The organism is Clostridium sp. 1001271B_151109_B4 (assembly GCF_015670405.1).
GTDB lineage: Bacteria > Bacillota > Clostridia > Clostridiales > Clostridiaceae > Clostridium.
The window spans coordinates 96,674-122,894 of record NZ_JADPBQ010000003.1 but is presented as its reverse complement, the minus strand read 5'-3'; the positions used below and the strand labels follow the sequence as shown (position 1 = coordinate 122,894).

Sequence of the window (26,221 nt, the reverse complement as noted above, 5' to 3'; positions counted from 1 at the left end):
TAGGGTTGCAGCTATATTTTTGTATTTAATTATATTAGGTAAGAATTATATTTATTTAAAGGAATTTAGATTTTATAAGTTCAATCATTAGCAATGCTTTAAAAGATGAAAAATAGATATGATAAAAATAAGTTTGATAAAAATCTATAAAGAATATAAAATTAAATTATGAAAAATGTATAGAGGCAATATTAAATTCTTAATTCAAGATAAGGGAATAAATATATTGCCATTAGAAGTAAAGGCGCAGATAATGTAAGGGCTAAAAGTTTGCAACAATATATATATAATATAAGCTTATATATTGAATAAGAGTATATTCCAAGAGTTTTGGATTTGAAAATGGAATTAGATCAGTTCCTCTTTATGCAGCTTTTTAATATAACTTAGGAGGAAGAGTTTTGGATAAAACATACATGTTTGATAACTATATATCAATAGGACGAAACTTTATGACTGAAAAGAACTATTTGAAAGCTTTAAAGTTTTTTAAAAAGGCATATAATTGTCCAGAAGGAAAAAGTGATATAGATTTAATTTTAGATTTAGCATTTCTTTATGATAAAATAGCAAATTTTGATTTAGCAGAAAAAATGTATAGAAGAGTATTGGAATTAGATGATAGTAATGCCATAGCTTATTATGGCTTGGGGATAATTTATGATGATGATGAATTATATGAAGAAGCTATTGAATATTATAAGAAAGCTATAGAAAATGATAATAAATACGAAAAGGCATATTTCTTTTTAGCTAATGCTTATGATGAATTAGGAAATAAAGAAGAGGCTATAAGGAATTACAAGGAAGTATTAAAGATAAATCCAAAGGATTTATGGGCAAATGCTAATTTAGGATGTATTTATGATGAATTAGGAGATACAAAACTTGCTTTAGAATACATGGAAAAAGCTTTAGAAATAGATAATAATCATTTTAGAATTCTTTTTAATATGGGTGTATTTAATAAAAAGTTAGGATATTTAGATTTAGCAGAAGAATATTATAAAAAATCTATAGAAGAAAATCCTTATTATCCATATAGTTATTTAAATTATGCTGTAATGTATAGAGAAGAAGAAAATTATAATAGAGCAATTGAAATAATTAATGAAGGAATCTTAGAAAATGAAGATGAAGGTTTTTTATACTATAATAGAGCTTGCTTTTATGTATGTATAAATAAATTAGATTTAGCATTAGAGGATATACTTAAGTCTATTGAGCTAAATGATTTTTTTGAGGAATATATGAAAGAAGACGAAGAACTTAATGCTATTAGAGAGTTAGAAAGATATAAAGAGATATTTGGATAAAATACAGTAGACAAATTTGTTTTCATACAAAGTTGTCTACTGTTTATTTTTATTATCTATTATCTATTTTTTCAGGATATAAATCATGATTAGCTAATCTATTAAAGGCAATTTCTTCCCACTTTGTACCTGGTTTTCCATAGTTACAGTAAGGATCAATTGAAATACCGCCTCTTGGAGTGAATTTACCCCAAACTTCAATATATTTAGGATCCATAAGCTTAATTAAATCCTTCATAATTATATTCATACAGTCTTCATGGAAATCACCGTGATTTCTAAAACTAAATAAGTATAATTTTAATGACTTACTTTCAACCATTTTTATATTTGGTACATATGATATGTAAATTGTAGCAAAATCAGGTTGAGCAGTAATTGGACAAAGACTTGTAAATTCAGGACAATTAAACTTTACAAAATAATCATTGTTTGGATGCTTATTGTCAAAGGTTTCTAAAATATCTGGATTATATCCAAATTCATATTTTATATTTTGATTTCCAAGTAAATTTAATTCTAAATCATTTCTCATAAATTATTCTCCAATCTTACTTTTTAAAGCATTAATTAAAAATGAACCTAATATTGCAGGTATAACTTGTCCTAAGCATAAGCTAATAGCTAATGCACTATAAGGAACATTTAATAACATTGACAACCAAATAGGTACTATTAAACCTGGAATAAAGATTATTGGTAATATAGTAAGGTAAGTATTTAACTTATATTTACGAACAGCATAAACTAATAAAGCTGTTATTATTCCCACTAATCCACCTCCAATAATATCAAATATACCTAATCCACCAAGTAGCATGTTAGATAAAACGTTCGCAAGTCCCAAAGGTAAAGCTAGGAATGGAAAAATATAAGCTAATGAATATAAACTAGTTGCTAAACGAACTTGTACAGCACCAAAGGCAAAGCTTTGAGTTATTACCATTATTACAACATATAAAGCAATAACAATAGCTGAAGTTGTTAATTTTCTTGTTTTAGTCATAGTATTTTCCATAAATATCACCTCCAGAAAAATAAAAAAAGGATGGAAAAAATCCATCCTAAATAAACAATAATAGTATTCTATTATTAATCCCTAGTTTTATTTTGAGACAGGATGGTTACGAACTGTCTTATATTAAATTACTTAATCAACTTTTCTCTAAGAAGAAAGTTGAATTTTAGATTAACTAAATTCAAAATCTAGAATCTGACTTAAGTATATAGTGCTTATATGGATAAGTCAACCAATTAATATATAATAAAGAAAAAATGGATTAGCTATTAAATTTGATTATTTCTTAATAATTTTGTAATAACTTATTTTTATAATTAAATTATGATAATAGATTGGGGAAGTAAGATGAAGAGAAAGAAAATTATAGGGTTATTATATGAGGTAACTTTGGAGAATAAAGAGGTAAAGTTAAAAGAAAAAGAACAATTAGATTTAAATGGAATAGAACTTTTGAATGAAAAACAGGTTAATATAAATAAAAGTGGTGAAATTATTTTATTATATCAATATTTTTCAAATGGATATGCTGCACATACTGAATCAGGGTATGACTCTATATATGATGAAACTCTGATGGGAAATTCAAAAGAAAGTAATGAATTAGTAATATCTTATAATCCAGCAACAGATAATATAAAAAAAATAATGCAAAATGATAAAAAGAACTTTGAAGTAGTTGAATTTTGGGAAGAATCTAATTTATGTTTACTTGAAAAATATAACCTTGAAGGTGGTGGAATGGAATACTATATTGGAGAGTTGAAAGATGATAGAATAGATATATACCAAAAATATAATTAAATAAGGAAGTGGGAAAAGGTGTATTAAAATTGAATATTCTATAAAGAATAACATAATAGAATTCATAATAAATTTTGAAAAAATAGAGGAAAAAATATGAGATTTGAATTAAAGTATAGTTATGAAGAGATGAAAAGATAAAAAGAAACATATATGAATTATGTAAAAAATATAATAAAAATGCAAAGTTTTTTTGCAGTAGATGAATGCTGATCATGGAGGAAGTGTATTTTATTGTGAGGCTGCAATGAATGAGGCAATTAAATATTTATATGAAAATATGAATAATATTAAGTAGTAATTTAATTATCAAATGATATTTAATAATAGTAAAGGATGGTTATATGTTAAAAGATGTTGGAAAAAAAATAATAAGAGAAAAAATAATAAATGATGGTGTTTTAGATATTATACATAAAAATATGATGCCTATGAAGCAGTTAATGGCTTATTATCGTTGTGCAATTATGGAAGTTGAAACAAAATTTAAGGTGTTGAATGAACAATTTTCATTACAATATGATAGAAATCCAATAGAGGGTATAAAGACTAGATTAAAATCCCATGATGGGATTTTAAAAAAATTAAATAAGAAAGATTTACCTTTTACATTGGAATCAATAGAAGAAAATATAAAAGATATTGCTGGAGTAAGGGTAATTTGTTCATTTCCAGAAGATATTTATATGTTAGCAGACTGCTTATTAAATCAAGATGATATTAACTTAATAGAGAAAAAAGATTATATAAAGAATCCTAAGAAAAGTGGATATAGAAGCTTGCATTTAATCATAGAAGTTCCAATATTCCTACAAAATGAAAAGAAATCTATGAAGGTAGAAGTTCAATTAAGAACAATAGCAATGGATTTTTGGGCAAGCTTGGAACATAAATTAAGATATAAGAAAAATATTGCTCCAGAAGAAGCTGAAATTATAAGTAAAGAATTACTTGAGTGTTCAAAAATTAGTTCAGATTTAGATAAACGTATGGAAGATATACGTAATCGAATTGAGAAAAGGTAATATTTTTGCCCTACTATGGATACTTGATTTTAAACTAATATTAATTACTAGATAGAATACGATTTTGTACCCATACAATTGATTTATTGGTATAAAAAGGTATAAAATAATTTAAAAGTTTTATATCTAAGGGGGCAAATATTAATGAATAACCAAATAAGATTTAAAAAATTAATTCAAACAGCTTTATTAGCGGCTTTATGCTTTGTATCTTTTACTTACTTACAAATTAAAATTCCAGTACCAGGTGGAGATGCAACTTCACTTCATATTGGAAATGCATTTTGTGTTTTAGCAGCTTTATTACTTGGGGGATGGTACGGAGGATTAGCTGGAGCAATAGGAATGACAATTGCTGATTTACTTGATCCAGTATATATATTAGTAGCACCTAAAACATTTATTTTAAAATTATGTATAGGATTAATAACTGGATTAATTGCACATAAAATAGCAAAAATAAGTGAAAGTAATGATAGTAAATATATTTTTAAATGGAGCTTAATAGCATCAATATGTGGACTTGCTTTTAATGTAATTGCAGATCCTATAGTAGGCTTTTTTTATAAGCAATATATACTCGGACAACCTCAAGATGCAGCTATGATTTTAGCAAAATTAAGCGCTGCAACTACATTCATAAATGCTGTAGTATCAGTAATTTTAGTAGCAATCATATATAATGCAATAAGACCAATATTAAAAAAATCAGGTTTATTATTACCGGTTTAGTTAGTTAATAGTTAAGGTTGAAAACCTACGGTTTTCTTTGAATGACAAGGGTGAAAGGAGAGTTTCAAGTGACAAGTTAAGGAATAAATTATATTTTAACTTATCACTTGTTACTGAATACCCTTTTCATAGGGAACTTCAAACGTAAATTTTCAATTTTCCCTTTTCAATATTTAGCTTAATCAATAGAAAAGTCTTTTCCATAAGCACATTTATTAAAGTGCTTTTCAGCATCAATTAATCTCATACCTAAAATTTTAATAGGCGAGCTAGAATCAGTGGTAACTTCTCCGCAACCAAGGCCTTTATTTATTGATTTATATAAATAATTTATGGCTTGAGGCTTAAACCCAAGTAGTCTAGCACCAACAGTATCTGTAGCAATAGGATCAGTTCCGCATAAAACTAAGCCCGTATGATTACCAATTCCTTTATGAGGCCCAGTTCCAACCATTGCAGGACTTGCGCTTACAATAGAAAGATCTATAGTGAACTTTTCGAGCATAGCACTTATAAATCCATGCAAATCTTTATGTATACCTAAATTCTTTTTTGGATAACCTTGTTCTTCACCAGTTGGCCATCCCATGGCTATATTTTTAATAGATGCAGAAATAGTGGCTTCTTCATGAATCTTTAATTGAGTAAATGATATTAAAAATGTCATTTCATCATATAGTTTATTTAAAGCTATTGATTTTGGACAATTATGATTAAGTGGAAGATTAATAAAAGGTCCATTATTTAAATTTATAAATTCAACATTTTCTGATTTAATAACATCCATAAAACCAATATCAATCATTAATTTTTCAACATCTTTTCTAGCGGAAGCTGTAGCAATTACAATTCTTTTAGGATTACAGCTTTTAATTATTTGAATAATCTTTTTTAAGCTATTAGGACCAACTACATCTCCAATTTCAGGTCCACCAGCTCCGACCCAATTTGGGGTAATGACAACGATATCATCATTATTAATCATAGATGAAATATTAAGTAAATTTAGTCCTTCTTCTATAGCTAAAGATTCATTATTATTTTGTGTAATTGAAACCAATGGACTTAGTATTCTCCTTACTCTCATGTAAAATTTCCTCCAAAATAAGATTAATTTATTATTAGTTTTAGCAAAATTTAATATTTTATTTGATGTTTATTCTTATTTTAGAAATATATAAATAGTATAAGAAAACACATGGAAGTTTTTATGAGTTTGTACTAATATATATTTTGGTGAAAAGATTACAGTTAATATTAGAAATCAGCAAAGAACTAAAATTAAATATAAATATGAAGAGGAAAAAATATGAAGAGCAAAGAAGTGAAGGATTTAACACAAGGAAATGTATTTAAGCTTATTTTAGGATTTTCAGTACCATTACTGTTAGGAATGTTATTTCAACAATTCTATAGTATGGTGGATACAATTATTGTAGGTAAATATTTAGGGGTAAGTGCTTTAGCAGAAGTAGGTTCAACTGGTTCAATAAATTTTATGATAATTGGATTTTGTATGGGAGTATGTAATGGATTTGCTATACCTGTTGCACAAAAATTTGGAGCAAATAATTATAAGAAGTTACGTAAGTATGTATTTAATAGCGCTATTTTAGCAGCTATTTTTGCTGTTGTAATGACAATAATCGTATGTATTCTTTGTAGAAGTATTTTAGAGTGGATGAATACACCTAGCGATATTATAGATGGAGCATATAGTTATATTTTTGTAATATTTTTAGGGATACCAGCAACATATCTTTATAACTTATCATCAGGAATTATTCGTTCTCTTGGAGATAGCAAAACACCCTTAATGTTTTTAATTGTATCATCAGTAGTAAATATAGTTTTAGATTTAGTATTTATAATTGTATTTAAAATGGGGGTTGCAGGTGCTGCATGGGCAACAATTATATCACAGGCTGTGGCTGGAATTTGGTGTACTATATTTATGATGAAAAAGTATAAGATACTAAAGTTTGAAAAAGATGAGTTAAAATTAAATGGACATTATATAAGTAGACTTTGTTATATGGGGATTCCCATGGGATTACAATATTCTATTACTGCTATAGGAAGTGTAATTTTACAAACAGCAGTAAATGGACTTGGGTCTCTTGTTGTAGCAGCTGTTACGGCTTCAAGTAAGATTTCAATGTTCTTATGTTGTCCTTTTGATGCATTAGGATCAACGATGGCAACATATGCAGGACAAAATGTAGGAGCAAAAAAAATAGGACGTATCAGTGAAGGAATAAAGAAGAGTTTATTAATTGGCTCAGTATACTCTATAATAGCACTAGTAGTATCTATTTTCTTTGGACAAACTATAGCATTATTATTTGTTAATGTTGGAGAAACAGAACTACTTTTAATGGTTAAACAGTGTTTAGTAACATCAGCTGCATTTTTTATTCCATTATGTATTGTAAATGTTGTTCGTTTTACAATTCAAGGTATGGGATATTCAACATTTGCGATTTTTGCAGGGATTTGTGAAATGATAGCAAGGGCACTTTGTGGATTTATTTTAGTACCTATGTTTGGATTTACAGCTGTTTGTTTTGCAAGCCCTATTGCTTGGATATTTGCAGATTTATTTTTATTACCAGGATATAAGAATGTATCTAATAAATTAAGAAAAAAGATAGAGCTTACAGAAATGACTGATAAAAGGAATAAAGATGAAAAAATTGAAGATATAGTTACTTTAATAGATTAAAAATATAAGATTAATTATTTTATATGAAAGCTATATATTAGTTAATAAAAAGAATGGTATCATGTAAACTGTCCTTGACAAAGGGTACAGCTTACAATGATACCATTCTTTTTATTATTAAATTATTAATGTATAGTAGATTCAGATATTAAACATTAATGATTTGACAAAAAAAAGCTTTTAGAATAAAATAAATTTGAAAAAAGTTCACAAAGTAAACTATTTTGTTTATATTATATTTAGGGGAGGGTGTGATCATGCAAAATAATGATTGGATAACGATGATTGAAAACATGAATGAAATAAGATTATTTAGTAGAACTATTGTACGTCGTGTTACAAAAGAACATGGAATATCAACTCAGCATTTAGATTTATTAGCTCAGCTTATAATTAACAATGGAGGAATGACTCCATTAAAGCTTAGTAAAGTAATGTGTGTTAGTAAAACTATAATAAGTAGATTAATAGAGAGTTTAATTCAAGATGGCTATGTAATTAAAGAGGTAGATTCTCATGATAAAAGAAGTTACAATGTTTTTATTACAGAAGCTGGTGAAAAAAAAGTTGAAGAGATATTTCGATTTTATTTAGGTCCAATATATAATTTGAGAAGAAAACTAGGAGATAAAGATTTTTTACAATTAATATATTATATAAAAATGGCCAACGAAAAATTAAATGAAGAAGGTGGAGTAGAATAATGAGCTTTTATGGAGCTATGCAATTAGATGCTAAGAGTTTAAAGACATTAATAAGGAATGCTGAGAGTAAAGAAATAAAAAATAAGTATATGGCAGCAATGATATTAAAATCAATATTATGTCCTTTATTTTGTATGCTTGTTGTTGTTTGTTTTAGTGCGGTTTTTGGAACAGAAAATAGTATAGTTGGGGTTGTAACAGTTATAATTTTATTAACTTTTAGATTTTCCAATTTAGATTTTAATGTTGGACAATCAGCAGTAACTATATTTGGAGTATTTTTGATTTTAATAATAGGACCATATGTTGCAAGTAGTATGATTCCTATTTTAGGATTTATAATAAATTTTATTTCAATAATAAGTATATTAATTTTAACGTGTCACAATGTAAAGTTATGTAATCATAGTGTGGTTGTAGTATCATATCTTCTTTTATATGGATATAAGGTTGATAATACAGAAATTCTTATAAATCGTATTATAGCATTAATTTTTTCTGGAGTTTTAGTGGCATCAATATTTTACATAAGACAAAGAAAAATAAAGTTTGAAAACAAATTTTCTGATATAATAAAAGATATTGATTTTAATACAGAAAGAACAAAATGGCAATTTAAATTTACTTTTGTAGTAACTTCAGCAGTATTAATTGGAGAACTTTTACACCTTCCAAAGGCTATGTGGATAGGAATTGCATGTATGTCAGTATTTCATCCGGATAGGGAACAATTACAAATACGTTACAAAGATAGAATGAAATATATGGTTTTGGGATCTCTAATATACGGAGTTATTTATATTTTAATGCCAGAGGAACTTAGAGGCTTTATAGGATTGATGGGTGGAGTTATGGTTGGATTCAGTGCAACTTATAAATGGCAGATTGTATGTAATGCATTAGGTGCTTTATCTACAGCAACACCTATTTTAGGTCTTGGAGGAGCGATAATATTCCGTATTACAAATAATGTTTTTGGAGCATTATATAGTAAGGGATTTGATTATATAACTAATAGCATAAGTAAAAAGGTATTAATGAATGTAAATGAAGCATAGAAGTCTTCTATAATAATGAATCATAATACTAGTTTTATAATAAAATTTTTATAGAGTAATGCGTAAAACCACCGTGCATTGTGCCTGTGGATGTAAGTATTTTAAGGGAGTAGGTTCGACACCTAACTCCCTTAATTCTTTTGGTTTTAAATATACTTTACGATAATCTAAGAACTTACTGCTCCAGCAGTACCAGCATAATAACCTTTAAAATCAAGTACATTAACTTCAAAATCAAATTTAGCGTCAATATTTTTTCTAGAATAGCTCAACTTTGATTTATTTGTTATTAAATTATCAGATATATAAATAGAAATAAAAAGATAGTGATTTAAACAAATACTGCAAAGAAAACTAATGATTTATCTAGGGTTATAGATGTATAACCACAGGTAACAAAGTAACCGTCTTTAGATAAAACTAAATCTGTAGTTTGACTAGGGCATAGTATTTCTGTAGTATTCCATAAACTTTCTTGGTTATCGATATCTATACATTCAATAAAAGAGTGGGGGTTATTACAAATTGTTGAAATTCCAGAAATAATATAATTACTTTCCTTTGATTGAATTATATTATTTAATTTATAATTAGAATTTTTTTTAGACCACATAATATTACCAATAGAATTTACTTCAAATATAATAGATTTTGCTACTACAGCAAAATGTCCATTTTTTGTCTCGATAATAGATGAGTTTACAAGGTCACTATCTGTAAATTCATTATAAATTCTATCCCATAATTTTTTACCATTTGAATCTATTCTTAAGAGGAAAATATTATTTAAAGATGAATTTAATGTACTTATAGCTCCAGATAACATAAATCCATTATCCATAGTTTCAATTATTGAAAAGGCAACGCCTATGTCAAATAATTCATCCCACTGTAACTCAAATTCATTATTGAATTTGAAAATCCTAGTTTTATCACTAATGCCATCATAAAATAAACTAGTTATGGCAAATCCACCATCAGATGTAGCGCATATATCATAGCCTTCAGATTGCATGCCAACAAATCCTAGTGTTTTTTGCCATAGAATATCTCCATTTTCATTTAATTTAACTATCCAGGTATATTCATCATTAGCATACTCGGAATAGCAATATATACCGGTAGCCACCAAATCTCCATTAGTTGTTTGGATGATTGAAGTGAAAAATTGAGAAAGTGGTGAACTATATACTTTTTCCCAAACCATGTTACCTTTGTAATTTATTCTTATAGCAAAGGCAGATGAATTAATGTCTTTATTATGGGCCTTTCCAACAATTATATAATCACCATTTTGGCATTCAACGATTGAATTTGGTGTTAATGAATAGTCAAAATTATAAGTAGTAGCAAATTTAAGTTTTGTCATAATATAAACAACCTCTTTATAAAGTTATTCTTAGTAAAATAACTAAAACATTCTAATGTAAAATATGTAAAAAATAAGAAGGGTGTTACTGTTAAAGGCAATATATAGAATGATATTACATTTGTTAGAGATTTTAATGTAATACTAAATTATGAGGTCGATGAAATAAGATTCATTACTTTTAAAACTTTAGTAATAAATGATATGTTATAATTTAAAATAGTAGATAAGGTAGAGGAGGGAATGAAGAATAATGAAAAAGTTATATAAACATTCATTAACTATAAGCAAATCTCAAACTATGATTGATATTACAGAAATGATAAAAGCTGATATTAAAGAAAGTGGAGTTAAGGATGGGATTGTCGTAGTTTATTGTCCACATACGACAGCTGGAATCACTGTAAATGAAAATGCTGATCCAGATGTTGTGAGAGATTTGATTTATGGATTTGAAAAGGTATATCCAACCAATGATAATAATTATAGACATTACGAAGGTAATTCTCATGCACATATGAAATCATCAACTATGGGAGCTTCTCAGACCCTTATAATTGATAATGGAGAACTTATTTTAGGTATGTGGCAAGATATATATTTTTGCGAATTTGATGGACCAAGAAATAGAAATTTTTATGTTAAGATAATAGAAGGATAATTTAATATTTTTATAAGGAAAATTAGTATTAAACGCTCAGGAGGAAAATTACATGAAATTAAAAAAGATGATAGTAGGAATAACAAAAACTGATATAAAAAATTTTTTAAAATTACAAAATAAAATTAATATAACTGATATATTTATTAATGATAAATTAAGATTAATTGGAATAGTGCAATTTTTAGGAATGAATATAAATATTGAAACAGAATTAAACATTTCAAAAGTTGAATTTAATAGTGTTTATTTAAATATAAATAGCTTTAAAGTTTTAAAAATGAATATAGTGAATTCTATATCAAAAAAAGTTTTTAATTATGTAATAAATAGTTTTACAGATTTAGAAGGGATAAGTTTTGAAGGAAATGATTTTAAATTAGAAGTTGATAAACTTATAAATAGATATTATAAAGAGCAAGGCTTAATTGATTTGGATAAGGTACAAGTAAGTGATGTATCAATAATTAATAAAGAAATAGAAATAGTTTTTGGTGGAATTGATATTGATACTGAAGTAATTAGAAAAGAATATGGTATAGATGAAATTCCATATGTTGAGGCTGAAATAGTAAGCCAGCAAGAATAGATAAACTATATTTATAGAATTAAAGAAATAGATAATTATAAAAGATACTTATATTATGAGAGGATTAGTTTATGAATACAATAATTTATTTAACAAGACATGGTCAAACTTTATGGAATTTAGAAAAAAGATTACAGGGAAGAGGGAACTCACCATTAACTGATGAAGGAATAGAAAGAGCTAAAGAACTACGAGATAGACTTAAAAATATACATATAGATATTATTTATTCTAGCCCAATTGAAAGAGCATTTGAAACAGCTAAAATTATTAAAGGTGATAAAGATATTGAAATTATAACCGATGATGGATTTATGGAAATGTGTTTTGGTGATTATGAGGGAAGAAAAACTGATGAAGTTAGGAAAGAAAATCCAAGTTGGGATATAGACCTTATTATGAAAGGTAACACTGAATTATCAGCACCAAATGGTGAAAATTTAGATGAAGTTAGAGGTAGGGTAGCCAACACTATGAATAAGATAATAAAAGAAAATATAGGGAAAACTATTTTAATTGTAGCGCATGGAATAACTCTTAAAGCTATTATGTATTACTTTAAGGATAAAGAGGTAAATTCGGAAGTTATGGGACAAGCAACTTTAACTAAAATTAATGTAGATGAGAATAATAATTTTAATATAGAATTTAAAAATGATGGTAGCCATTTTACAGTAAAATATCAGAAGTTAGGGTGGTAAATAGTAAAAAGTTAGCTAAGTACTATTAAATATACAGTGGCAAGATTTATGATATATTTGGTATTAAAAAAGTGAAATATTAATAATCAATTTTCGAGAAACAAAAAAGAATTTTAAATGGTTATTTTAACCTTAATCAAATAAAAGAATTTGATTAAGGTTTTTTATTTTTAAAAAGGGATAGATTTTAAAAAAAACTTTTATACAAATTTATGTAAAAAAGTAAAAAATATAATAAATTAGACTTTTGATATTAAATAAAATGTTTGATTATAATAAAAAAAATAAAAAAATATAGAAAAAAAAAGAAAAAAGGTATAAAATATAAAAAAGTATTAATACAGGAAAACTTTTATTGGATGTTTAAAAGTATAACATAAAGTATTTATGCTATTTATGGTTAAGGGGGATATGATTTATGGGGAAGGTATTTATAAAAGAATACACCATGGATGAAAAAGCAAGTAAGATAATAAGTATTTTTTTTATGTTAGCTTTAGTTATGATATTATTTTTTGTTTATAAGATATTTATAGCAGGCAATAATAAAGAATATTTATCAGCTACTTTAGAATTATTAAAACTAATTAATAGTTTTTTAGCTATTATTTCAATTATAAGTTGTTTAATTTTATATAGAAAAACAAAAAAAAATACAGTATTTGTATTAATATTAGAGTATATAGGGTTAGCAATTGGGATAATTACAGATCAGTTTGATTACTTTACTTTAATAAATGATGAATTTTATATTTCAGATTATATAATGATTTCCACATCAATGTTAAGAATGATAATACTTTATATACTCTTTTTTCCAAAAAGTAAATTATATAAATTTATAAATGAAAATAGAGCATTTTTAGTAATATTTCTTATTTTATATTCTTTTATAGTAGGAGTAATTGAAAAATATTTAACAGTAACAATTTTGAATATACCTGATAGTATATATTTTTATTATAATATATTTTTATTTATTTCATATTATATTATTGCCATTAAGTTAGTTTTTATATCATTGAAAGAAAAAAGCGTAATAATAGGATGTTTTGGTGTTAGTTTAGCTTTATTAGGAATAAAGGCTATATATGCAATATACGCTCATTCTGGTTCATATTTTGATATAATGTTAACTTCAATATTAATTACTTATATATCTTTTATTAGTGTAATTATTGGAACAGTAATAGAATTGTATTTATTTTACGAAGAATCAAAGATAGTAAATATAGAGTTAGAAAAGTTTTATAATTTAGCACATTATAATAGTCATACAAATATGTTTATTTGTGATAATAAATTAAATATATCTTATATGAATAACAAAATTAAAGAAAGCTTTTCAAATGATATTAGCAATGAGAGATTTAAAGAAGTAATACTTGAAATTGAAGATATAAAAGAGAAAATTCCACAAATTTCAGAGGAATTAAAAAAGACTGGTATGTGGAGAGGGATACTTACAGATGTTAAAAGAGATGAAATAATTGATTGTTTTATTCAACTTATTCATTCAAGTTCAGATGAAAACCGAATTTTGGTTAGTTATATTAATATTTCTAATAATATTAGGTTAGAATCCGAAATTCAAGCACATAAACTAAATGATATAAAAAAAGCAGAGTTCATCTCAACGCTATCGCATGAATTAAAAACACCATTAAATATTTTTTCTTCAAGTGTGCAGCTTTTAGATAGTTTTAGTGATGAGGATAAGGAGGAGTTTGTTTATAAATATAAAAAGCATAGTCCAGCCTTAAGATTAAATTGTAATAGAATGTTAAGATTAATAAATAATATAATAGATTTGACTAAAATAGATGGAGGAATTGTAGAAGCAAATTTTGGTAACTATGAAATGGTATCGCTGATTGAAGATATAGCTTTATCGATAATTCCATTTGGAAGGTCTAAAAATATTGATATTGAATTTGATACTAATGTGGAAGAACATTATATGAAATGTGATCCAAGTATGATTGAAAAAATAGTATTGAATCTATTGTCTAATGCTATTAAATATTCAAAAAATAATGGGAATATAAAGATAAATTTCATTTTAGAAACTGATATAGTAAGATTTATTGTTAGTGATAATGGAATTGGTATTGCTGAGGAAGTAAGGGATAAAATATTTGATAGATTTTCAAGAGGGGATAATTCTTTAAATAGATTAAATGAAGGTAGTGGAGTAGGATTAAATATAGTAAAATCAATGGTAGATATTCATAATGGTAATATAATCGTAGAGAGTATATTAGGTAAAGGAAGTACTTTTGAAGTACAGTTACCAAACATAAAAATAAAAGATGAATTAGATAAAATATATGAATATAGTTGTGGCAAAACAGTTTTAGAACTATCAGATATTTATTAAGTTATTTTATAATTCTAAACATAGATTTTAGAGATAAATAGCTTATATTTAAAATCTATTGTTGACAAAAAATAATAATGGAATATAATAAATTATAATAATATAAAGCTTTGAAGAGAAAGAGTAAAATTAATAGAGTTATAAAGAGAGGTTCCGGTTGGTGAAAGGAACATAACAAATTGATTTGAATACATCTCTGAGCAGCACTCCGAAAGATAACAACCAGTAGGCAGATGCCGTAATGCACACGTTATAGTGCTAGGGTATAACCAAAGTTTTTTGGCGTACTTGAAGAGGTTGTTATTGTGAGATAATGATAAATTTAGGTGGTAACACGTGAGTAATGCTCTCGTCCTATTCATATAGGATGAGGGCTTTTTTGTATTTAAAAATAATTGCGCAATTTATATATAGTTTCTTAAAGTGAAGTGCACGTCAGTTTGAGAAAAAAAGTAATTGTTGGAGGAAAATAAAATGATAAATGTCAATGAACAAATTAAGATAATATTAAAAGGTGTTGATGAAATAATAGGTTTAGAAGATTTGAGATCAAAGCTAGAGCAAGGAAGAACTTTAACAGTAAAGTTAGGATTAGATCCAAGTGCTCCAGATATTCATTTAGGCCACACAGTAGTTTTAAGAAAACTTAAACAACTTCAAGATTTAGGACACAAAATAGTAATAGTAATTGGTGATTTTACAGGAAAGATTGGTGACCCAACAGGTAAATCGCAAGCTAGAAAAGCACTAACAACAGAGCAAGTTTTAGAGAATTCTAAAACGTATGAAACACAGATTTTTAAGGTTTTAGATAAGGATAAAACTGAAGTTAGATTTAATAGTGAGTGGTTATCGAAGATGAATTTTGAAGATGTAATTAGATTGGGTTCTAAGATGACAGTTGCTAGAATGCTAGAAAGGGAAGAGTTTAAAAAGAGATACGAAAATCAAATGCCTATAAGTATTCATGAATTCTTTTACCCTTTAATGCAAGGATTTGATTCAGTAGAATTAAAAGCTGATATTGAACTTGGTGGTACAGATCAAAGATTTAATTTACTTATGGGTAGAATGTTACAAAAGGAATTTGGGCAGGAACCACAATGTACAATAATGATGCCATTGCTTGAAGGTTTAGATGGTATAAATAAAATGAGTAAAAGTTTGGGAAATTACATTGGAATTGATGAATCAGCAGCAGTTATGTTTGAAAAAACTATGACTGTTCCAGATAATTTAATTGTTAAATACTTTGAGTTAGTTACAGATATACATCCAGATAAAGTAGCAGAAATAAATAGGAGTTTAGAAGAAGGTATTATAAATCCAAGAGATATAAAAATACAATTAGCAAGAGAAATTGTTGAGTTATACCATGGGAAAGATGCAGTTAGAAATGCAGAAGAAAGATTTAAAACCGTATTTCAAAAGAGGCAAATTCCAGATGATATAAAAATAGTTGAAGTGAATCATGATGATTTTAATTTATCCGAAATAATTGTAAGTAATGGATTGGCTAGTAGTAAAAATGAGTTTAGAAGATTGGTGGTTCAAGGTGGAGTTAAAATAAATGAAGAAAAGTTAAGTAATATTGAAGAATTTAAATTAGAATCAGAAATTATAGTTCAAATAGGTAAAAAGAAATTTATTAAAATAATTATTAATTAATACTATAAGTAGATTGTTGAGAGTTAAAATTTTACTAAATAATAAAATCTTTCTTGAAATAAAAATAAATTTTAGATATAATAATAAAAGAAATTTATGCGCGTATAATTGTTCAGCGTGGAATCAACTAATTGGTTCCACGCTTATTTTTTTGATATAAAATAATTTAAGGGAGAAAAAATAATATGGAGTTTTACATGAAGTTACCAAGAAATAAAAGGGAGATGACTATTTTTATAGCAATTATTTCAGTTATATCTGTATGTATAATTGCACCACTAATAACTTGCTTTGAAATTGGATTTAATATTACTGTATGGGGACAAACTATGAGAGTTGTACCATTCATATGGATTAGTGTTATTATAGTTGTTTTACTTACACATAAGCCAGCAGAATGGTTAACTGGAAAAATAATAAAAAAAGAAGATAGTTTTAATGCACATATTATAGTAAATACATTATGTACAGTGTTTTTTATGTCAATATTACTAACAATAATTGGAACATGGATTGGTGTTGGAAAAATTACTATGGAGCCTATTTATAACTTCTTTTATAAATGGCCAAGAAATTTTGCAATAGCATTTGCTGTAGAGACTTTTATAGCACAACCTATTGCTAGATTTGTAATGAGAAAGATGCATGAAGTACAAGAAAAAGCTATTCAAGGTGAATACTAATTAGTGTTATTTGATACTACAGGAACTTTAACTATTGTCAAGAAGTTGATTCTATTTTAACTTCAAATCAAATGGTTCATGGTATAACAGGAGCTTTAGCTATAGTTGTAATGTTATTTCATGCAGGATTTGGGTATTATATAAAAATAATGAGGAACAAAAAGCCAAATTTCATAAGTTTAGTATACTTGTATGGGCAGTATGGCTTATGCCATATGTTATAGTTATAACTATTGGAATAGGTGCTTAGTTAATAGGAGAAATTAATAAAAAATAAAAGCAAGTAGTATTTTCAAAGGTAAATATTGCTTGCTTTTATTATTATACTTAAAACATTAATTTATCATTTTTAAAATTTCATCTTCTGGAGTAGAAGAATCACATTTAACCTCTATTTTGCCACTTTTATTAACAATAAATCCAGGAACAGTTACAATGTTATATTTTTCTCTAAATGCCTTAAGATTATTATCAGAGAAAGACTCACTATTTACATAATATATAGTTGTATTAATTTTATCTGATAATCCACTTAATTTTTTAGCAAACTTACGACAATAAGGACAAGTTTCTCTTCCTATATAAACAACAGCTAAGTTTTTTTCAGATAATAATTTATCTGCTTGTGTAGAATTTATTTCTTTAAATACCTGAATATCTTCTTTATATGTATTTTCATCAAACATTTAAAAACCTCCTAGTCTTTTAATATATTAAATTTTAGTTTTATTATATCAAATTTATTTAAGTATTATATTTAATATATAAAAAACTAATCTTTATAATTTACTATTTTTTACTTGCTGTTTTCTTAGTTCTAAATAATAAGTGCTTTAGAGCGCTCCAATTGAAAGGTATTAATGGATAAAGATAACTTTCACCAGTAAGTGTTTTAGTTGAAGCCACAATTGCTATACTTATAATTATTCCTGCAATAAAGCCCCAAGTACCAAAGAGACCAGTAAATACAAGTAGGATTAATCTAATAAACTTTAATGCAAATGTTAACTCTACACTAGGTTGAACAAAGCTTGAAAGAGAAACAATAGCCATATATAAGATACTTTGAGGAATGAACCATCCAGATTGAACAGCATAATCACCTAATATTAAACCACCAATAATTGATAAGGATGTTCCTAAAACATTTGGTGTATTTAATGAAGCTAACTTTAAACCATCTACAGCAAATTCACCAATAATAAATTGTAAGAATAATGGTATTGTATATGAATCTTTAGGCAATAAAAAACTAAGTGGACCAGCAAGCCAAGTTGGATTATCTGTAAGTAAAACATATACCGGTGTTAAAAATACATTTACTAAAAGTACTAATGTTCTAATTAGTTTTTGATAGTTACCTGTAAGCACTGGCATATAATAATCATCAATAGATTGAATAAAGTCAAAAACATTAGATGGAAATATTAAAGCTGATGGCATATTATCTATCAATATAATAACACTACCTTCAATTATTTGTGCAGCTGCAACATCAGGTCTTTCAGTAAATTTCACCTTAGGAAATGGATTAAGCCAACTTGATGAATTAAGTAATTCTATTAAACTTTGATCTCCTAAAGTTAATGATTTAACCTTTAAATTATCAATCATATCCCTAATTTTACTAAGAGTATCTTCTTTAACTGTTCCAGCCAAAAAGCCAATAGCAATATCTGTTTTTGAAATACTACCTATATTATGCATTTCAAAGGTAAGATGAGGATCGCGAATTCTTCTTCTGATCAAAGCTGTGTTAAAAACTATTGTTTCAACAAAGCCATCATGGGCACCCCTAAGGACCTTTTCTTTTTCAGGCTCTTCAACACCTCTTGCAGGATAAGTCCTATAATCTAATAGTACTGCTTCATCAAAGTTTTCACATAGCATAGCTGTTTGCCCACAAAGTATAGCAGTAATTATATTACCAATATCACTTTCAGTAGAAGCTTCAATTGAGCAAAGGGCTTTTTCAACTAAATCTTTAGCGTTTTTTATGCTATTAAAATCTTTTTCATCTAAATTATAAATATCTCTACGAACATATTCCATATTTGTATCTTTTACAAAACCATCGAGAAAATAAAAGTAATACTTATGATTATGGACTTCTATTATTCTTTCAATTACATCAAAGCTTTTACCTAAATTTAATTCTTCTCGTAATTTCTTCACATTAATATTAATATCATTAGTTAGTTTCATAGTTTTCTCCTTTAAATAATAAGACTAAATATATTTTTTACTATTTTTTATCTAATATTCAAAGATTAAATAAGATAAGATTTTAAATATAAGTAATGAATAAAATTAGTAGGTTTGGGACAATAATTTATAGGATAAGAGATAACAACTATAGTATTAGTTTCAGTATGAGAGATTATAAATAACAAAGTATTCTGGATTCTAATTAAAAGTTACAATAATGAAAGGTAAATGTAATAAACATAAATATGAAAATAAAGTATTAGTTAATATAATAAAGATACACCTTAAGATAAAACAAGGAGTTGATTATTAATGAAAAAAGTAATTGAAGTTATAAAAGTAGTTGGATTAGTAATGTTTGCTGGTTATGATGAAGAAAAATTTAAATTAGTTCGAAGATAAAAATTATGTTTAATATACATATTGATAAATAAAATATATTATAATGTTAATTAAGCTTTGATTAATATATATAAATATTAACAAAGCTTTTTATTTTATAATTATATGAGGAGTATAAAATGAGTAAAATTTTTATTGTGGAAGATGAAAAAACAATTAGAGATGAGTTAAGTATTTTTTTGTCTAGATATGGATATGAAATAGAAGCACCAGATAACTTTGAAAATGTAATAGAAAATATAAAAGAAAGTAAGGCTGACCTAATATTATTAGATATAAATTTACCTATATTTGATGGATATTATATATGTAGAGAAGTTAGAAAGTTTTCAGAAATTCCAATAATAGTTGTAACTAGTAGAGATAGTGATATTGATGAATTAATGAGTATGAATTTAGGCGCTGATGATTTTGTAACAAAACCATATAATACACAAATTTTATTAGCAAGAATTGAATCAATTTTAAAGAGAGTAAATAGAAATTCGGCTCAAGTAGATATATTAGAATATAAAGACATGAAAGTAAATTTATCAAATGGAACAATAAGTTATAATGATAAAACTATTGAAATAACAAAAAATGAATTAAAGATTCTCTCCTATTTAATAAAAAATAAAGGGAAAATAGTATCTAGAGAAAATTTAATGAATTATCTTTGGGATTGTGAAATGTTTATAGATGATAATACTTTATCTGTAAATGTTACAAGAATAAGAAAAAAGCTTGATGAAATAGGAATTAAAAATGTAATAGAAACAAGAAGAGGGTTAGGATATATTATTTCATAAGATAAAAGGAAGTAAAATATGAGCATAATTGAATTTATAAAGGAAAGAATGATTTTTTTAATAATCAATTTGACAATATTTTTATTAGTTGCAATATTAATGAAAATAGTAAAAGTATCAATAAGTATAATATTAATACTATTTTTAATATGGTTTGGACCTATGCTAATATATATGTTTTTAGAATTTATTAAATATAGAAGATATCTAAATAATTTAATTAAAACAGTAGAAAATTTAGATAGAAAATATTTATTGCCAGAAGTTATTGAAGAGCCTAGATTTCAAGAGACAAGAATTATAAATGATGTTTTGAAAGAATGTAATAAATCTATGCATGAAAAAGTTAAATATTATAAAGACGAACAAATTGAATACAGGGAGTATATTGAGACATGGGTACATGAAATAAAGACCCCAATTGCATCAGCTAAGCTTATTTTAGAAAATGATAATAGTAATTTAAGCGAAAGAATTAATTATGAAATGAAAAGAGTGGAAGGATTTATTGAACAGGTTTTATATTATGCTAGGAGCAGTGATGTAAGTAAAGATTATATCATTAAGGAATTTTCATTAAGAAGTATAGTTATGAAAGCTATTAAAAACAATAGTAGAGATTTCATAAATAAGAATATAAAATTAGATATTAAAGGTATAGAGGGAAATGTTTTTAGTGATGAAAAATGGGTAGAATTTATTATAAATCAAATTATAATAAATGCAGTGAAGTTTTCTATGCCTAATGAAGGAAAAGTTTCGATATATTCAAAAGTAAATGAAAATAATATTATTTTAACTATAGAAGATAATGGTGTTGGAATAAATGAAAAAGATATAGATAGGGTATTTGAAAAAGGATTTACTGGAGAAAATGGACGGAAATTTGGAAAATCTACAGGAATAGGACTTTATTTATGTAAAAAGCTTTGTGATAAATTAGGAATTGGAATAAGTTTAAATTCAAAGGAAAACATAGGAACTAAAGTGAATATAGTTTTCCCACAAGGAAGGTTTACTGAGTTTTAAATATTAGTGTCATAATCATGGATTTAGTAAGATAAAAGGATTGAAGTTTAAATATTTCTACAAAAGTATAGGAATATTTAAACTTCAACTTTTTTTATTCATTATGAAATTATGATAAAAATAAATCTGTGGATAATTTCATAAAAACAGTAAAAGTTATAAGAAATCAATTGAAATTTTTATTGAAAAATTATATTAATGTAACTTAAATAAATTAAAAGTTTTAATAGTATGAAGGTTACGATTTTGTAAGATTACTGAAATGTAATTCAATATGTAGTTTTATAACGATAGTATAAAATAAATTATGAAGACAGCGATTGTTACAAATAATTAAAGTAAGAAGAGAGTTTGTTAAATTAAGAGGTATAAAATAATTGGAGGGAAGATTAAATGAAAAATATATTAAAAGTTGAAAAAATAGAAAAATATTATGGTAATAAAGATAATATAACAAAAGCTATTGATAATATCAGCTTTAGAGTTGATAAAGGTGAATTTGTTGGAATAATGGGCCCATCAGGAAGTGGTAAAACAACATTGCTTAATTGTATTTCTACAATAGATACTGTAACTACAGGTAATATTATAATAAATGATAAAGATATTACTAAAATGAAATCAAAACAATTGGAAGGATTTAGAAAAGATGAACTAGGATTTATATTCCAAGACTTTAATCTTTTAGATACATTAACGGCTTATGAAAATATAGCATTAGCATTAACGATACAAGGAGATAAGCCTAGTAATATAGATACGAAAATAAAAAATGTTGCAAAAAATTTAGGAATATTAGAAGTTTTAAATAAATATCCATATCAAATGTCTGGAGGGCAAAAGCAAAGGGTTGCTTCTGCAAGAGCTATTGTAACAAGTCCATCATTAATTTTAGCTGATGAACCTACAGGTGCATTAGATTCAAAATCTTCAAGATTACTTTTAGATTCTTTTGAAAAATTAAATAAAGATTTAGAAGCAACAATTTTGATGGTTACTCATGATGCTTTTACTGCAAGCTATGCGCATAGAATTTTATTTATTAAGGATGGTAAAGTTTTTAATGAATTAGTAAGAGGAAATGATACAAGAAGAGAGTTCTTTAATAGAATAATTGAAGTAGTAACATTGCTTGGAGGGGATGTAGAAAATGTATTCTAAAATAGCAATAAATAATGTAAAAAAGAGTTTTAAAGATTATACAATATACTTTTTAACAATAGCTTTTGCAGTTTGTATATTTTATAGTTTTAATTCAATAGAATCTCAAAAGGCAGTATTAGATATGAATAAGAATCAAGCAGAATATATGTCTATTGTAACAACATTAATATCATATGTTTCTGTATTTGTATCATTTGTCTTAGGTGGATTAATATTATATGCAAATAATTTCTTAATTAAAAAGAGAAAAAAAGAATTAGGAATTTATATGACTCTTGGAATGAGTAAAAGAAAAATATCAAAGATATTATTAAGTGAAACCTTAATAGTTGGAGTATTGTCCCTTTTGGCAGGTTTATTATTAGGAATAATTGTATCGCAAGGTTTATCACTATTTACAGCTAAGTTATTTGACGTTGGAATGTCAGAATTTAAATTTATAATATCAAGTAGTGCTATTTTAAAAACAGTATTATATTTTGCTTTAATATTTGGTGTTTTAATGATATTTAATACAAGAATTATAGCTAAATATAAGTTAATTGATATGTTAACTGCATCAAGAAAAAATGAAGATATTAAAATAAAGAATCCAATAGTTTCATCAATTATATTTATTGCAGGTATTATGATTTTAGGTACAGCTTATTATTTAGTAACTAAAAGCGGATTAAATCCAGATAAGTTAGGATTTAAGCTTTCTATAGTATTTGGAATAATTGGAACGGCAGGATTTTTCTATGGAATTGCAGGCTTTTTATTAGGGGGAATTCAAAGAAGTAAGAATATATATCTTAAAAAATTAAATATTTTTGTTACGAGACAAATTAGTAGTAAAGTAAATACAAACTTTGCATCAATGACAGTAATTTCACTTATGTTATTTATAACTATAGTACTTTTATCAACAGGTTTAAGCTTTAAAAGTGCTTTAGAAAAAGGCATAGTTGTTCCATTTGATGCTTCAGTAAAGTTATTTACAGATGAAGAAAATAAGTATAAAAGTATGGAAGATGTATTTAAAGCTATAAATTATAATTTTAATGGAAAAGATCCTATATTTATCAATGGTTATGTAATAGATGGTATAGATGCTAATATGATATTAAAGGATTATGCATTAGGAGAATTTAAAAAAAGCTTAGATAACGGAAAACACCGTTGGGAACATATAGATGCTATTAAAATTTCAGATTATAATAAAATAAGAAGTTTATATGGTGAAGATCCATTAAGTATAAGTGATAATGAAATATTAGTTACATCTAATTTTACAGAAGCTAAAGATTCAGTAAAAAACTTTATTAAAAATAGTCCACAGGTTAGTATAGCTGGAAAAGAGTATAAAGTAGCTAATAAAGAATATTTAAATGAAGCTGTATATAATTCTGAATTAGCAGATAATGTACTGACGATTATAGTACCAGATGATTTTAAAGATATGACTTTAAATGCAGCATATATGAATATGAATTATAAGAATCCTAATGATCCTACTGAAGAAGAAGAAATGATTAATTTATTTGATTCTTTAATGAAAAATGATGAAATTTATGATTTACCTATGATAAGGGCCACAAAAAGCCAAGTTTATGAAGCTAGTAAAGGACTTACTACAATGATGCTTTATATAGGATTATATTTAGGAATTGTATTTTTAATTTCTAGTGCAGCAGTTCTTGCGCTTCAACAATTATCAGAAGCTAGTGATAGTAGTGATAGATATAAAGCATTAAAGAAAATTGGTGCAACAGAAAAGATGATAAACAAAACTATTTTTACTCAAACTGCAATTTATTTTGCAATGCCATTAACACTTGCAATAGTAAGTTCAATTGTTGGAATATCAGTAGTAAATAAATTTATAGCTTTATATGGGAAGCCTAATATAGGACCAACAGCATTACTAACTTTAGGTATACTTGTTATAGTATATGGAGGCTATTTCTATGTAACATATGCAGGTTATAAGAGCATAGTTAAAAATTCAAAATAAAATATTCTAGTGAATTAAGAACTCTATAGGTTTGATATCTATAGGGTTTTTATCACTTTATTTCCATATAATTGTTGTATAAATATAACAGTAAACAAAATAACAACATAATATATATTTTTTGAGATTTTAATTTGTTTTATGATGAATTTAGTATGGAGACAATCACTATTGAATACTATAAAAAAGTAAGTTAAAGTATATTTAGAATTTTTTATTTAGCTGTAAATTATGTAATAGAGGTATATAATAATCCAAGCAGCAATTAGAAGTAGTTAATAATTATATATAGTGATTAGTAATAAAATTAGATTTTTAGTTATTATGTATATATTTTTTATAAAATATTATAATATGGACTATATATGTCTTATTTATAGGCTACTATATAATAAAAAACTTAATAAAATATGTGAGGCAGTATTAATGAGATTATTAGATATTATATTTTATCTGTTGAGAAGAGGATCTAAAATTACTATGAGGGAATTGGCAGAAAATTTCAATGTATCTATTAAGACTATTCAAAGAGATTTAGATAAATTATCAGTTGTAGGAATTCCATTAATAATTTATAGAGGTAAAAATGGAGGAGTTGAGATAGATAGAAATTATGATATATCAAGATTAATATTAAGATATAAGGATTATGAGAATTTAATATTTGCGATATACATTTCTGAAGGTATTAGTGAGAATTTGAGGGAAGCTTATTTGAGTGATAGATTTAGAATAATAGATAATGATAGGTACTCTGAAATTTTAAATAAATATAAAAAGCGATATATACTAGATTATAATGTTAAATTTGATATAAGAAGTGAAGTATGTAAAATCATTGATAATGCTTTAGATAACAAATTTTTTATAGAAGTTTATATGAGTGATAGGAAAATAAAAGCATTTCCTATTTGTTATATTATAAGAAATGAAGGATTATATTTGTATTGTTATAATGGGGAATATTTCCTTGTTTCTGTAAATGAAATCCAAGAGGTCTTAATTGTTAATAAAATTTATGAAGGAAATATAATAAGGTATGAAGATAATAAAGAGAAATTATATATAAAATAGTATTTTAGAAATTGAATATATTTTAATATATTGTGTACCAGAAAAATAGAGATATGTGTTATTGATTTATCGGAAATATAGTTAAATTTACTGAAAAAAGGGTGGTAAGGTTATAGTGCTGATA

The 26,221-nt window shown here is 25.6% G+C and carries 24 protein-coding genes and 1 other annotated feature; of the genes, 18 read left to right on the top strand and 6 right to left on the bottom strand.

Annotated features, from left to right (window positions below):
• The first annotated feature begins 416 nt into the window (after positions 1 to 416).
• Positions 417 to 1,316, top strand: a complete 900-nt coding sequence (locus I4V63_RS03330; protein ID WP_195999972.1) for a tetratricopeptide repeat protein — start codon at positions 417 to 419, stop codon at positions 1,314 to 1,316.
• Between the two features lie 52 nt (positions 1,317 to 1,368).
• On the opposite strand, the gene queF is transcribed toward I4V63_RS03330, so the two are convergent.
• Positions 1,369 to 1,851 (bottom strand): preQ(1) synthase, encoded by a 483-nt coding sequence (queF, locus tag I4V63_RS03325; protein ID WP_042399636.1) that lies wholly within the window; start codon positions 1,849 to 1,851, stop codon positions 1,369 to 1,371.
• 3 nt (positions 1,852 to 1,854) lie between these two features.
• Positions 1,855 to 2,334 (bottom strand): QueT transporter family protein, encoded by a 480-nt coding sequence (locus I4V63_RS03320; RefSeq protein WP_207746489.1) that lies wholly within the window; start codon positions 2,332 to 2,334, stop codon positions 1,855 to 1,857.
• 348 nt (positions 2,335 to 2,682) lie between these two features.
• Between I4V63_RS03320 and I4V63_RS03315 the strand changes: the two genes are divergently transcribed.
• From I4V63_RS03315 to I4V63_RS03305, 3 genes are all read left to right on the top strand, one after another.
• Positions 2,683 to 3,138 (top strand): hypothetical protein, encoded by a 456-nt coding sequence (locus I4V63_RS03315; protein ID WP_195999879.1) that lies wholly within the window; start codon positions 2,683 to 2,685, stop codon positions 3,136 to 3,138.
• A gap of 344 nt (positions 3,139 to 3,482) precedes the next feature.
• Entirely contained in the window at positions 3,483 to 4,163 is a 681-nt protein-coding gene (locus tag I4V63_RS03310) for a GTP pyrophosphokinase family protein (protein ID WP_195999878.1), read from the top strand.
• A 144-nt stretch (positions 4,164 to 4,307) separates the two neighbouring features.
• The gene (locus I4V63_RS03305; RefSeq protein WP_195999877.1) at positions 4,308 to 4,895 is read left to right on the top strand and encodes an ECF transporter S component; all 588 of its coding nucleotides are present in this window, start codon (positions 4,308 to 4,310) and stop codon (positions 4,893 to 4,895) included.
• A 178-nt stretch (positions 4,896 to 5,073) separates the two neighbouring features.
• On the opposite strand, the gene I4V63_RS03300 is transcribed toward I4V63_RS03305, so the two are convergent.
• The gene (locus tag I4V63_RS03300) at positions 5,074 to 5,982 is read right to left on the bottom strand and encodes a DUF362 domain-containing protein (protein ID WP_195999876.1); all 909 of its coding nucleotides are present in this window, start codon (positions 5,980 to 5,982) and stop codon (positions 5,074 to 5,076) included.
• A gap of 222 nt (positions 5,983 to 6,204) precedes the next feature.
• Here I4V63_RS03300 and I4V63_RS03295 point away from each other — a divergent pair, with 222 nt between their 5' ends.
• From I4V63_RS03295 to I4V63_RS03285, 3 genes are all read left to right on the top strand, one after another.
• Complete coding sequence (locus I4V63_RS03295; RefSeq protein ID WP_195999875.1) at positions 6,205 to 7,620, top strand: MATE family efflux transporter; 1,416 nt, start codon at positions 6,205 to 6,207, stop codon at positions 7,618 to 7,620.
• Positions 7,621 to 7,877: 257 nt separating this feature from the next.
• Complete coding sequence (locus tag I4V63_RS03290; protein WP_195999874.1) at positions 7,878 to 8,324, top strand: MarR family transcriptional regulator; 447 nt, start codon at positions 7,878 to 7,880, stop codon at positions 8,322 to 8,324.
• On the top strand, positions 8,324 to 9,382 hold the full coding sequence (locus tag I4V63_RS03285; RefSeq protein ID WP_195999873.1) for an FUSC family protein: 1,059 nt from the start codon (positions 8,324 to 8,326) through the stop codon (positions 9,380 to 9,382). The genes I4V63_RS03290 and I4V63_RS03285 overlap by 1 nt, the downstream gene beginning before the upstream one ends.
• A 331-nt stretch (positions 9,383 to 9,713) precedes the next feature.
• Here the strand turns inward: I4V63_RS03285 and I4V63_RS03280 are convergent, their stop codons facing one another.
• Positions 9,714 to 10,751, bottom strand: a complete 1,038-nt coding sequence (locus I4V63_RS03280) for a hypothetical protein (protein WP_195999872.1) — start codon at positions 10,749 to 10,751, stop codon at positions 9,714 to 9,716.
• A 253-nt stretch (positions 10,752 to 11,004) separates the two neighbouring features.
• On the opposite strand from I4V63_RS03280, the gene I4V63_RS03275 reads away from it, so the two are divergent.
• From I4V63_RS03275 to I4V63_RS03250, 6 genes are all read left to right on the top strand, one after another.
• The gene (locus I4V63_RS03275; RefSeq protein WP_195999871.1) at positions 11,005 to 11,412 is read left to right on the top strand and encodes a secondary thiamine-phosphate synthase enzyme YjbQ; all 408 of its coding nucleotides are present in this window, start codon (positions 11,005 to 11,007) and stop codon (positions 11,410 to 11,412) included.
• Positions 11,413 to 11,464: 52 nt separating this feature from the next.
• Entirely contained in the window at positions 11,465 to 12,001 is a 537-nt protein-coding gene (locus tag I4V63_RS03270; RefSeq protein ID WP_195999870.1) for a hypothetical protein, read from the top strand.
• Between the two features lie 71 nt (positions 12,002 to 12,072).
• On the top strand, positions 12,073 to 12,702 hold the full coding sequence (locus tag I4V63_RS03265; protein ID WP_195999869.1) for a histidine phosphatase family protein: 630 nt from the start codon (positions 12,073 to 12,075) through the stop codon (positions 12,700 to 12,702).
• A gap of 418 nt (positions 12,703 to 13,120) precedes the next feature.
• Positions 13,121 to 15,082, top strand: coding sequence for a HAMP domain-containing sensor histidine kinase (locus I4V63_RS03260; RefSeq protein WP_195999868.1), 1,962 nt, complete (start codon positions 13,121 to 13,123; stop codon positions 15,080 to 15,082).
• Between the two features lie 101 nt (positions 15,083 to 15,183).
• Positions 15,184 to 15,442 (top strand) — a binding site (T-box leader).
• Between the two features lie 114 nt (positions 15,443 to 15,556).
• On the top strand, positions 15,557 to 16,750 hold the full coding sequence (gene tyrS, locus I4V63_RS03255; protein WP_195999867.1) for a tyrosine--tRNA ligase: 1,194 nt from the start codon (positions 15,557 to 15,559) through the stop codon (positions 16,748 to 16,750).
• A 185-nt stretch (positions 16,751 to 16,935) separates the two neighbouring features.
• On the top strand, positions 16,936 to 17,433 hold the full coding sequence (locus tag I4V63_RS03250; protein WP_195999866.1) for a hypothetical protein: 498 nt from the start codon (positions 16,936 to 16,938) through the stop codon (positions 17,431 to 17,433).
• Between the two features lie 335 nt (positions 17,434 to 17,768).
• Here I4V63_RS03250 and I4V63_RS03245 read toward each other — a convergent pair whose 3' ends face one another.
• Positions 17,769 to 18,119 carry a thioredoxin domain-containing protein gene (locus I4V63_RS03245; RefSeq protein ID WP_195999865.1) on the bottom strand — a complete coding sequence of 117 codons (351 nt, stop codon included), beginning with the start codon at positions 18,117 to 18,119 and terminating at the stop codon, positions 17,769 to 17,771.
• Between the two features lie 103 nt (positions 18,120 to 18,222).
• Positions 18,223 to 19,638 carry a spore germination protein gene (locus I4V63_RS03240; RefSeq protein ID WP_195999864.1) on the bottom strand — a complete coding sequence of 472 codons (1,416 nt, stop codon included), beginning with the start codon at positions 19,636 to 19,638 and terminating at the stop codon, positions 18,223 to 18,225.
• Positions 19,639 to 20,162: 524 nt separating this feature from the next.
• Between I4V63_RS03240 and I4V63_RS03235 the strand changes: the two genes are divergently transcribed.
• The 5 genes from I4V63_RS03235 (at position 20,163) to I4V63_RS03215 (ending at position 26,097) form a co-directional block, all read left to right on the top strand.
• Positions 20,163 to 20,834, top strand: coding sequence for a response regulator transcription factor (locus I4V63_RS03235; RefSeq protein ID WP_195999863.1), 672 nt, complete (start codon positions 20,163 to 20,165; stop codon positions 20,832 to 20,834).
• An 18-nt stretch (positions 20,835 to 20,852) separates the two neighbouring features.
• A complete protein-coding gene (locus tag I4V63_RS03230; protein ID WP_195999862.1) occupies positions 20,853 to 21,863 on the top strand; it encodes a sensor histidine kinase in 1,011 nt (336 codons plus the stop codon).
• Between the two features lie 393 nt (positions 21,864 to 22,256).
• Positions 22,257 to 23,024 carry an ABC transporter ATP-binding protein gene (locus I4V63_RS03225; RefSeq protein ID WP_195999861.1) on the top strand — a complete coding sequence of 256 codons (768 nt, stop codon included), beginning with the start codon at positions 22,257 to 22,259 and terminating at the stop codon, positions 23,022 to 23,024.
• Entirely contained in the window at positions 23,014 to 25,023 is a 2,010-nt protein-coding gene (locus I4V63_RS03220; RefSeq protein WP_195999860.1) for an FtsX-like permease family protein, read from the top strand. The genes I4V63_RS03225 and I4V63_RS03220 overlap by 11 nt, the downstream gene beginning before the upstream one ends.
• Before the next feature lie 426 nt (positions 25,024 to 25,449).
• A complete protein-coding gene (locus I4V63_RS03215) occupies positions 25,450 to 26,097 on the top strand; it encodes an HTH domain-containing protein (protein WP_195999859.1) in 648 nt (215 codons plus the stop codon).
• Positions 26,098 to 26,221: the final 124 nt, after the last annotated feature.

Bases quoted from the DNA above. Each gene is read 5' to 3' on its own strand.
- I4V63_RS03330 (WP_195999972.1), top strand. From the start codon at position 417: ATGTTTGATAACTATATATCAATAGGACGAAACTTTATGACTGAAAAG.
- queF (WP_042399636.1), bottom strand. From the start codon at position 1,851: ATGAGAAATGATTTAGAATTAAATTTACTTGGAAATCAAAATATAAAA.
- I4V63_RS03320 (WP_207746489.1), bottom strand. From the start codon at position 2,334: ATGGAAAATACTATGACTAAAACAAGAAAATTAACAACTTCAGCTATT.
- I4V63_RS03315 (WP_195999879.1), top strand. From the start codon at position 2,683: ATGAAGAGAAAGAAAATTATAGGGTTATTATATGAGGTAACTTTGGAG.
- I4V63_RS03310 (WP_195999878.1), top strand. From the start codon at position 3,483: ATGTTAAAAGATGTTGGAAAAAAAATAATAAGAGAAAAAATAATAAAT.
- I4V63_RS03305 (WP_195999877.1), top strand. From the start codon at position 4,308: ATGAATAACCAAATAAGATTTAAAAAATTAATTCAAACAGCTTTATTA.
- I4V63_RS03300 (WP_195999876.1), bottom strand. From the start codon at position 5,982: ATGAGAGTAAGGAGAATACTAAGTCCATTGGTTTCAATTACACAAAAT.
- I4V63_RS03295 (WP_195999875.1), top strand. From the start codon at position 6,205: ATGAAGAGCAAAGAAGTGAAGGATTTAACACAAGGAAATGTATTTAAG.
- I4V63_RS03290 (WP_195999874.1), top strand. From the start codon at position 7,878: ATGCAAAATAATGATTGGATAACGATGATTGAAAACATGAATGAAATA.
- I4V63_RS03285 (WP_195999873.1), top strand. From the start codon at position 8,324: ATGAGCTTTTATGGAGCTATGCAATTAGATGCTAAGAGTTTAAAGACA.
- I4V63_RS03280 (WP_195999872.1), bottom strand. From the start codon at position 10,751: ATGACAAAACTTAAATTTGCTACTACTTATAATTTTGACTATTCATTA.
- I4V63_RS03275 (WP_195999871.1), top strand. From the start codon at position 11,005: ATGAAAAAGTTATATAAACATTCATTAACTATAAGCAAATCTCAAACT.
- I4V63_RS03270 (WP_195999870.1), top strand. From the start codon at position 11,465: ATGAAATTAAAAAAGATGATAGTAGGAATAACAAAAACTGATATAAAA.
- I4V63_RS03265 (WP_195999869.1), top strand. From the start codon at position 12,073: ATGAATACAATAATTTATTTAACAAGACATGGTCAAACTTTATGGAAT.
- I4V63_RS03260 (WP_195999868.1), top strand. From the start codon at position 13,121: ATGGGGAAGGTATTTATAAAAGAATACACCATGGATGAAAAAGCAAGT.
- tyrS (WP_195999867.1), top strand. From the start codon at position 15,557: ATGATAAATGTCAATGAACAAATTAAGATAATATTAAAAGGTGTTGAT.
- I4V63_RS03250 (WP_195999866.1), top strand. From the start codon at position 16,936: ATGGAGTTTTACATGAAGTTACCAAGAAATAAAAGGGAGATGACTATT.
- I4V63_RS03245 (WP_195999865.1), bottom strand. From the start codon at position 18,119: ATGTTTGATGAAAATACATATAAAGAAGATATTCAGGTATTTAAAGAA.
- I4V63_RS03240 (WP_195999864.1), bottom strand. From the start codon at position 19,638: ATGAAACTAACTAATGATATTAATATTAATGTGAAGAAATTACGAGAA.
- I4V63_RS03235 (WP_195999863.1), top strand. From the start codon at position 20,163: ATGAGTAAAATTTTTATTGTGGAAGATGAAAAAACAATTAGAGATGAG.
- I4V63_RS03230 (WP_195999862.1), top strand. From the start codon at position 20,853: ATGAGCATAATTGAATTTATAAAGGAAAGAATGATTTTTTTAATAATC.
- I4V63_RS03225 (WP_195999861.1), top strand. From the start codon at position 22,257: ATGAAAAATATATTAAAAGTTGAAAAAATAGAAAAATATTATGGTAAT.
- I4V63_RS03220 (WP_195999860.1), top strand. From the start codon at position 23,014: ATGTATTCTAAAATAGCAATAAATAATGTAAAAAAGAGTTTTAAAGAT.
- I4V63_RS03215 (WP_195999859.1), top strand. From the start codon at position 25,450: ATGAGATTATTAGATATTATATTTTATCTGTTGAGAAGAGGATCTAAA.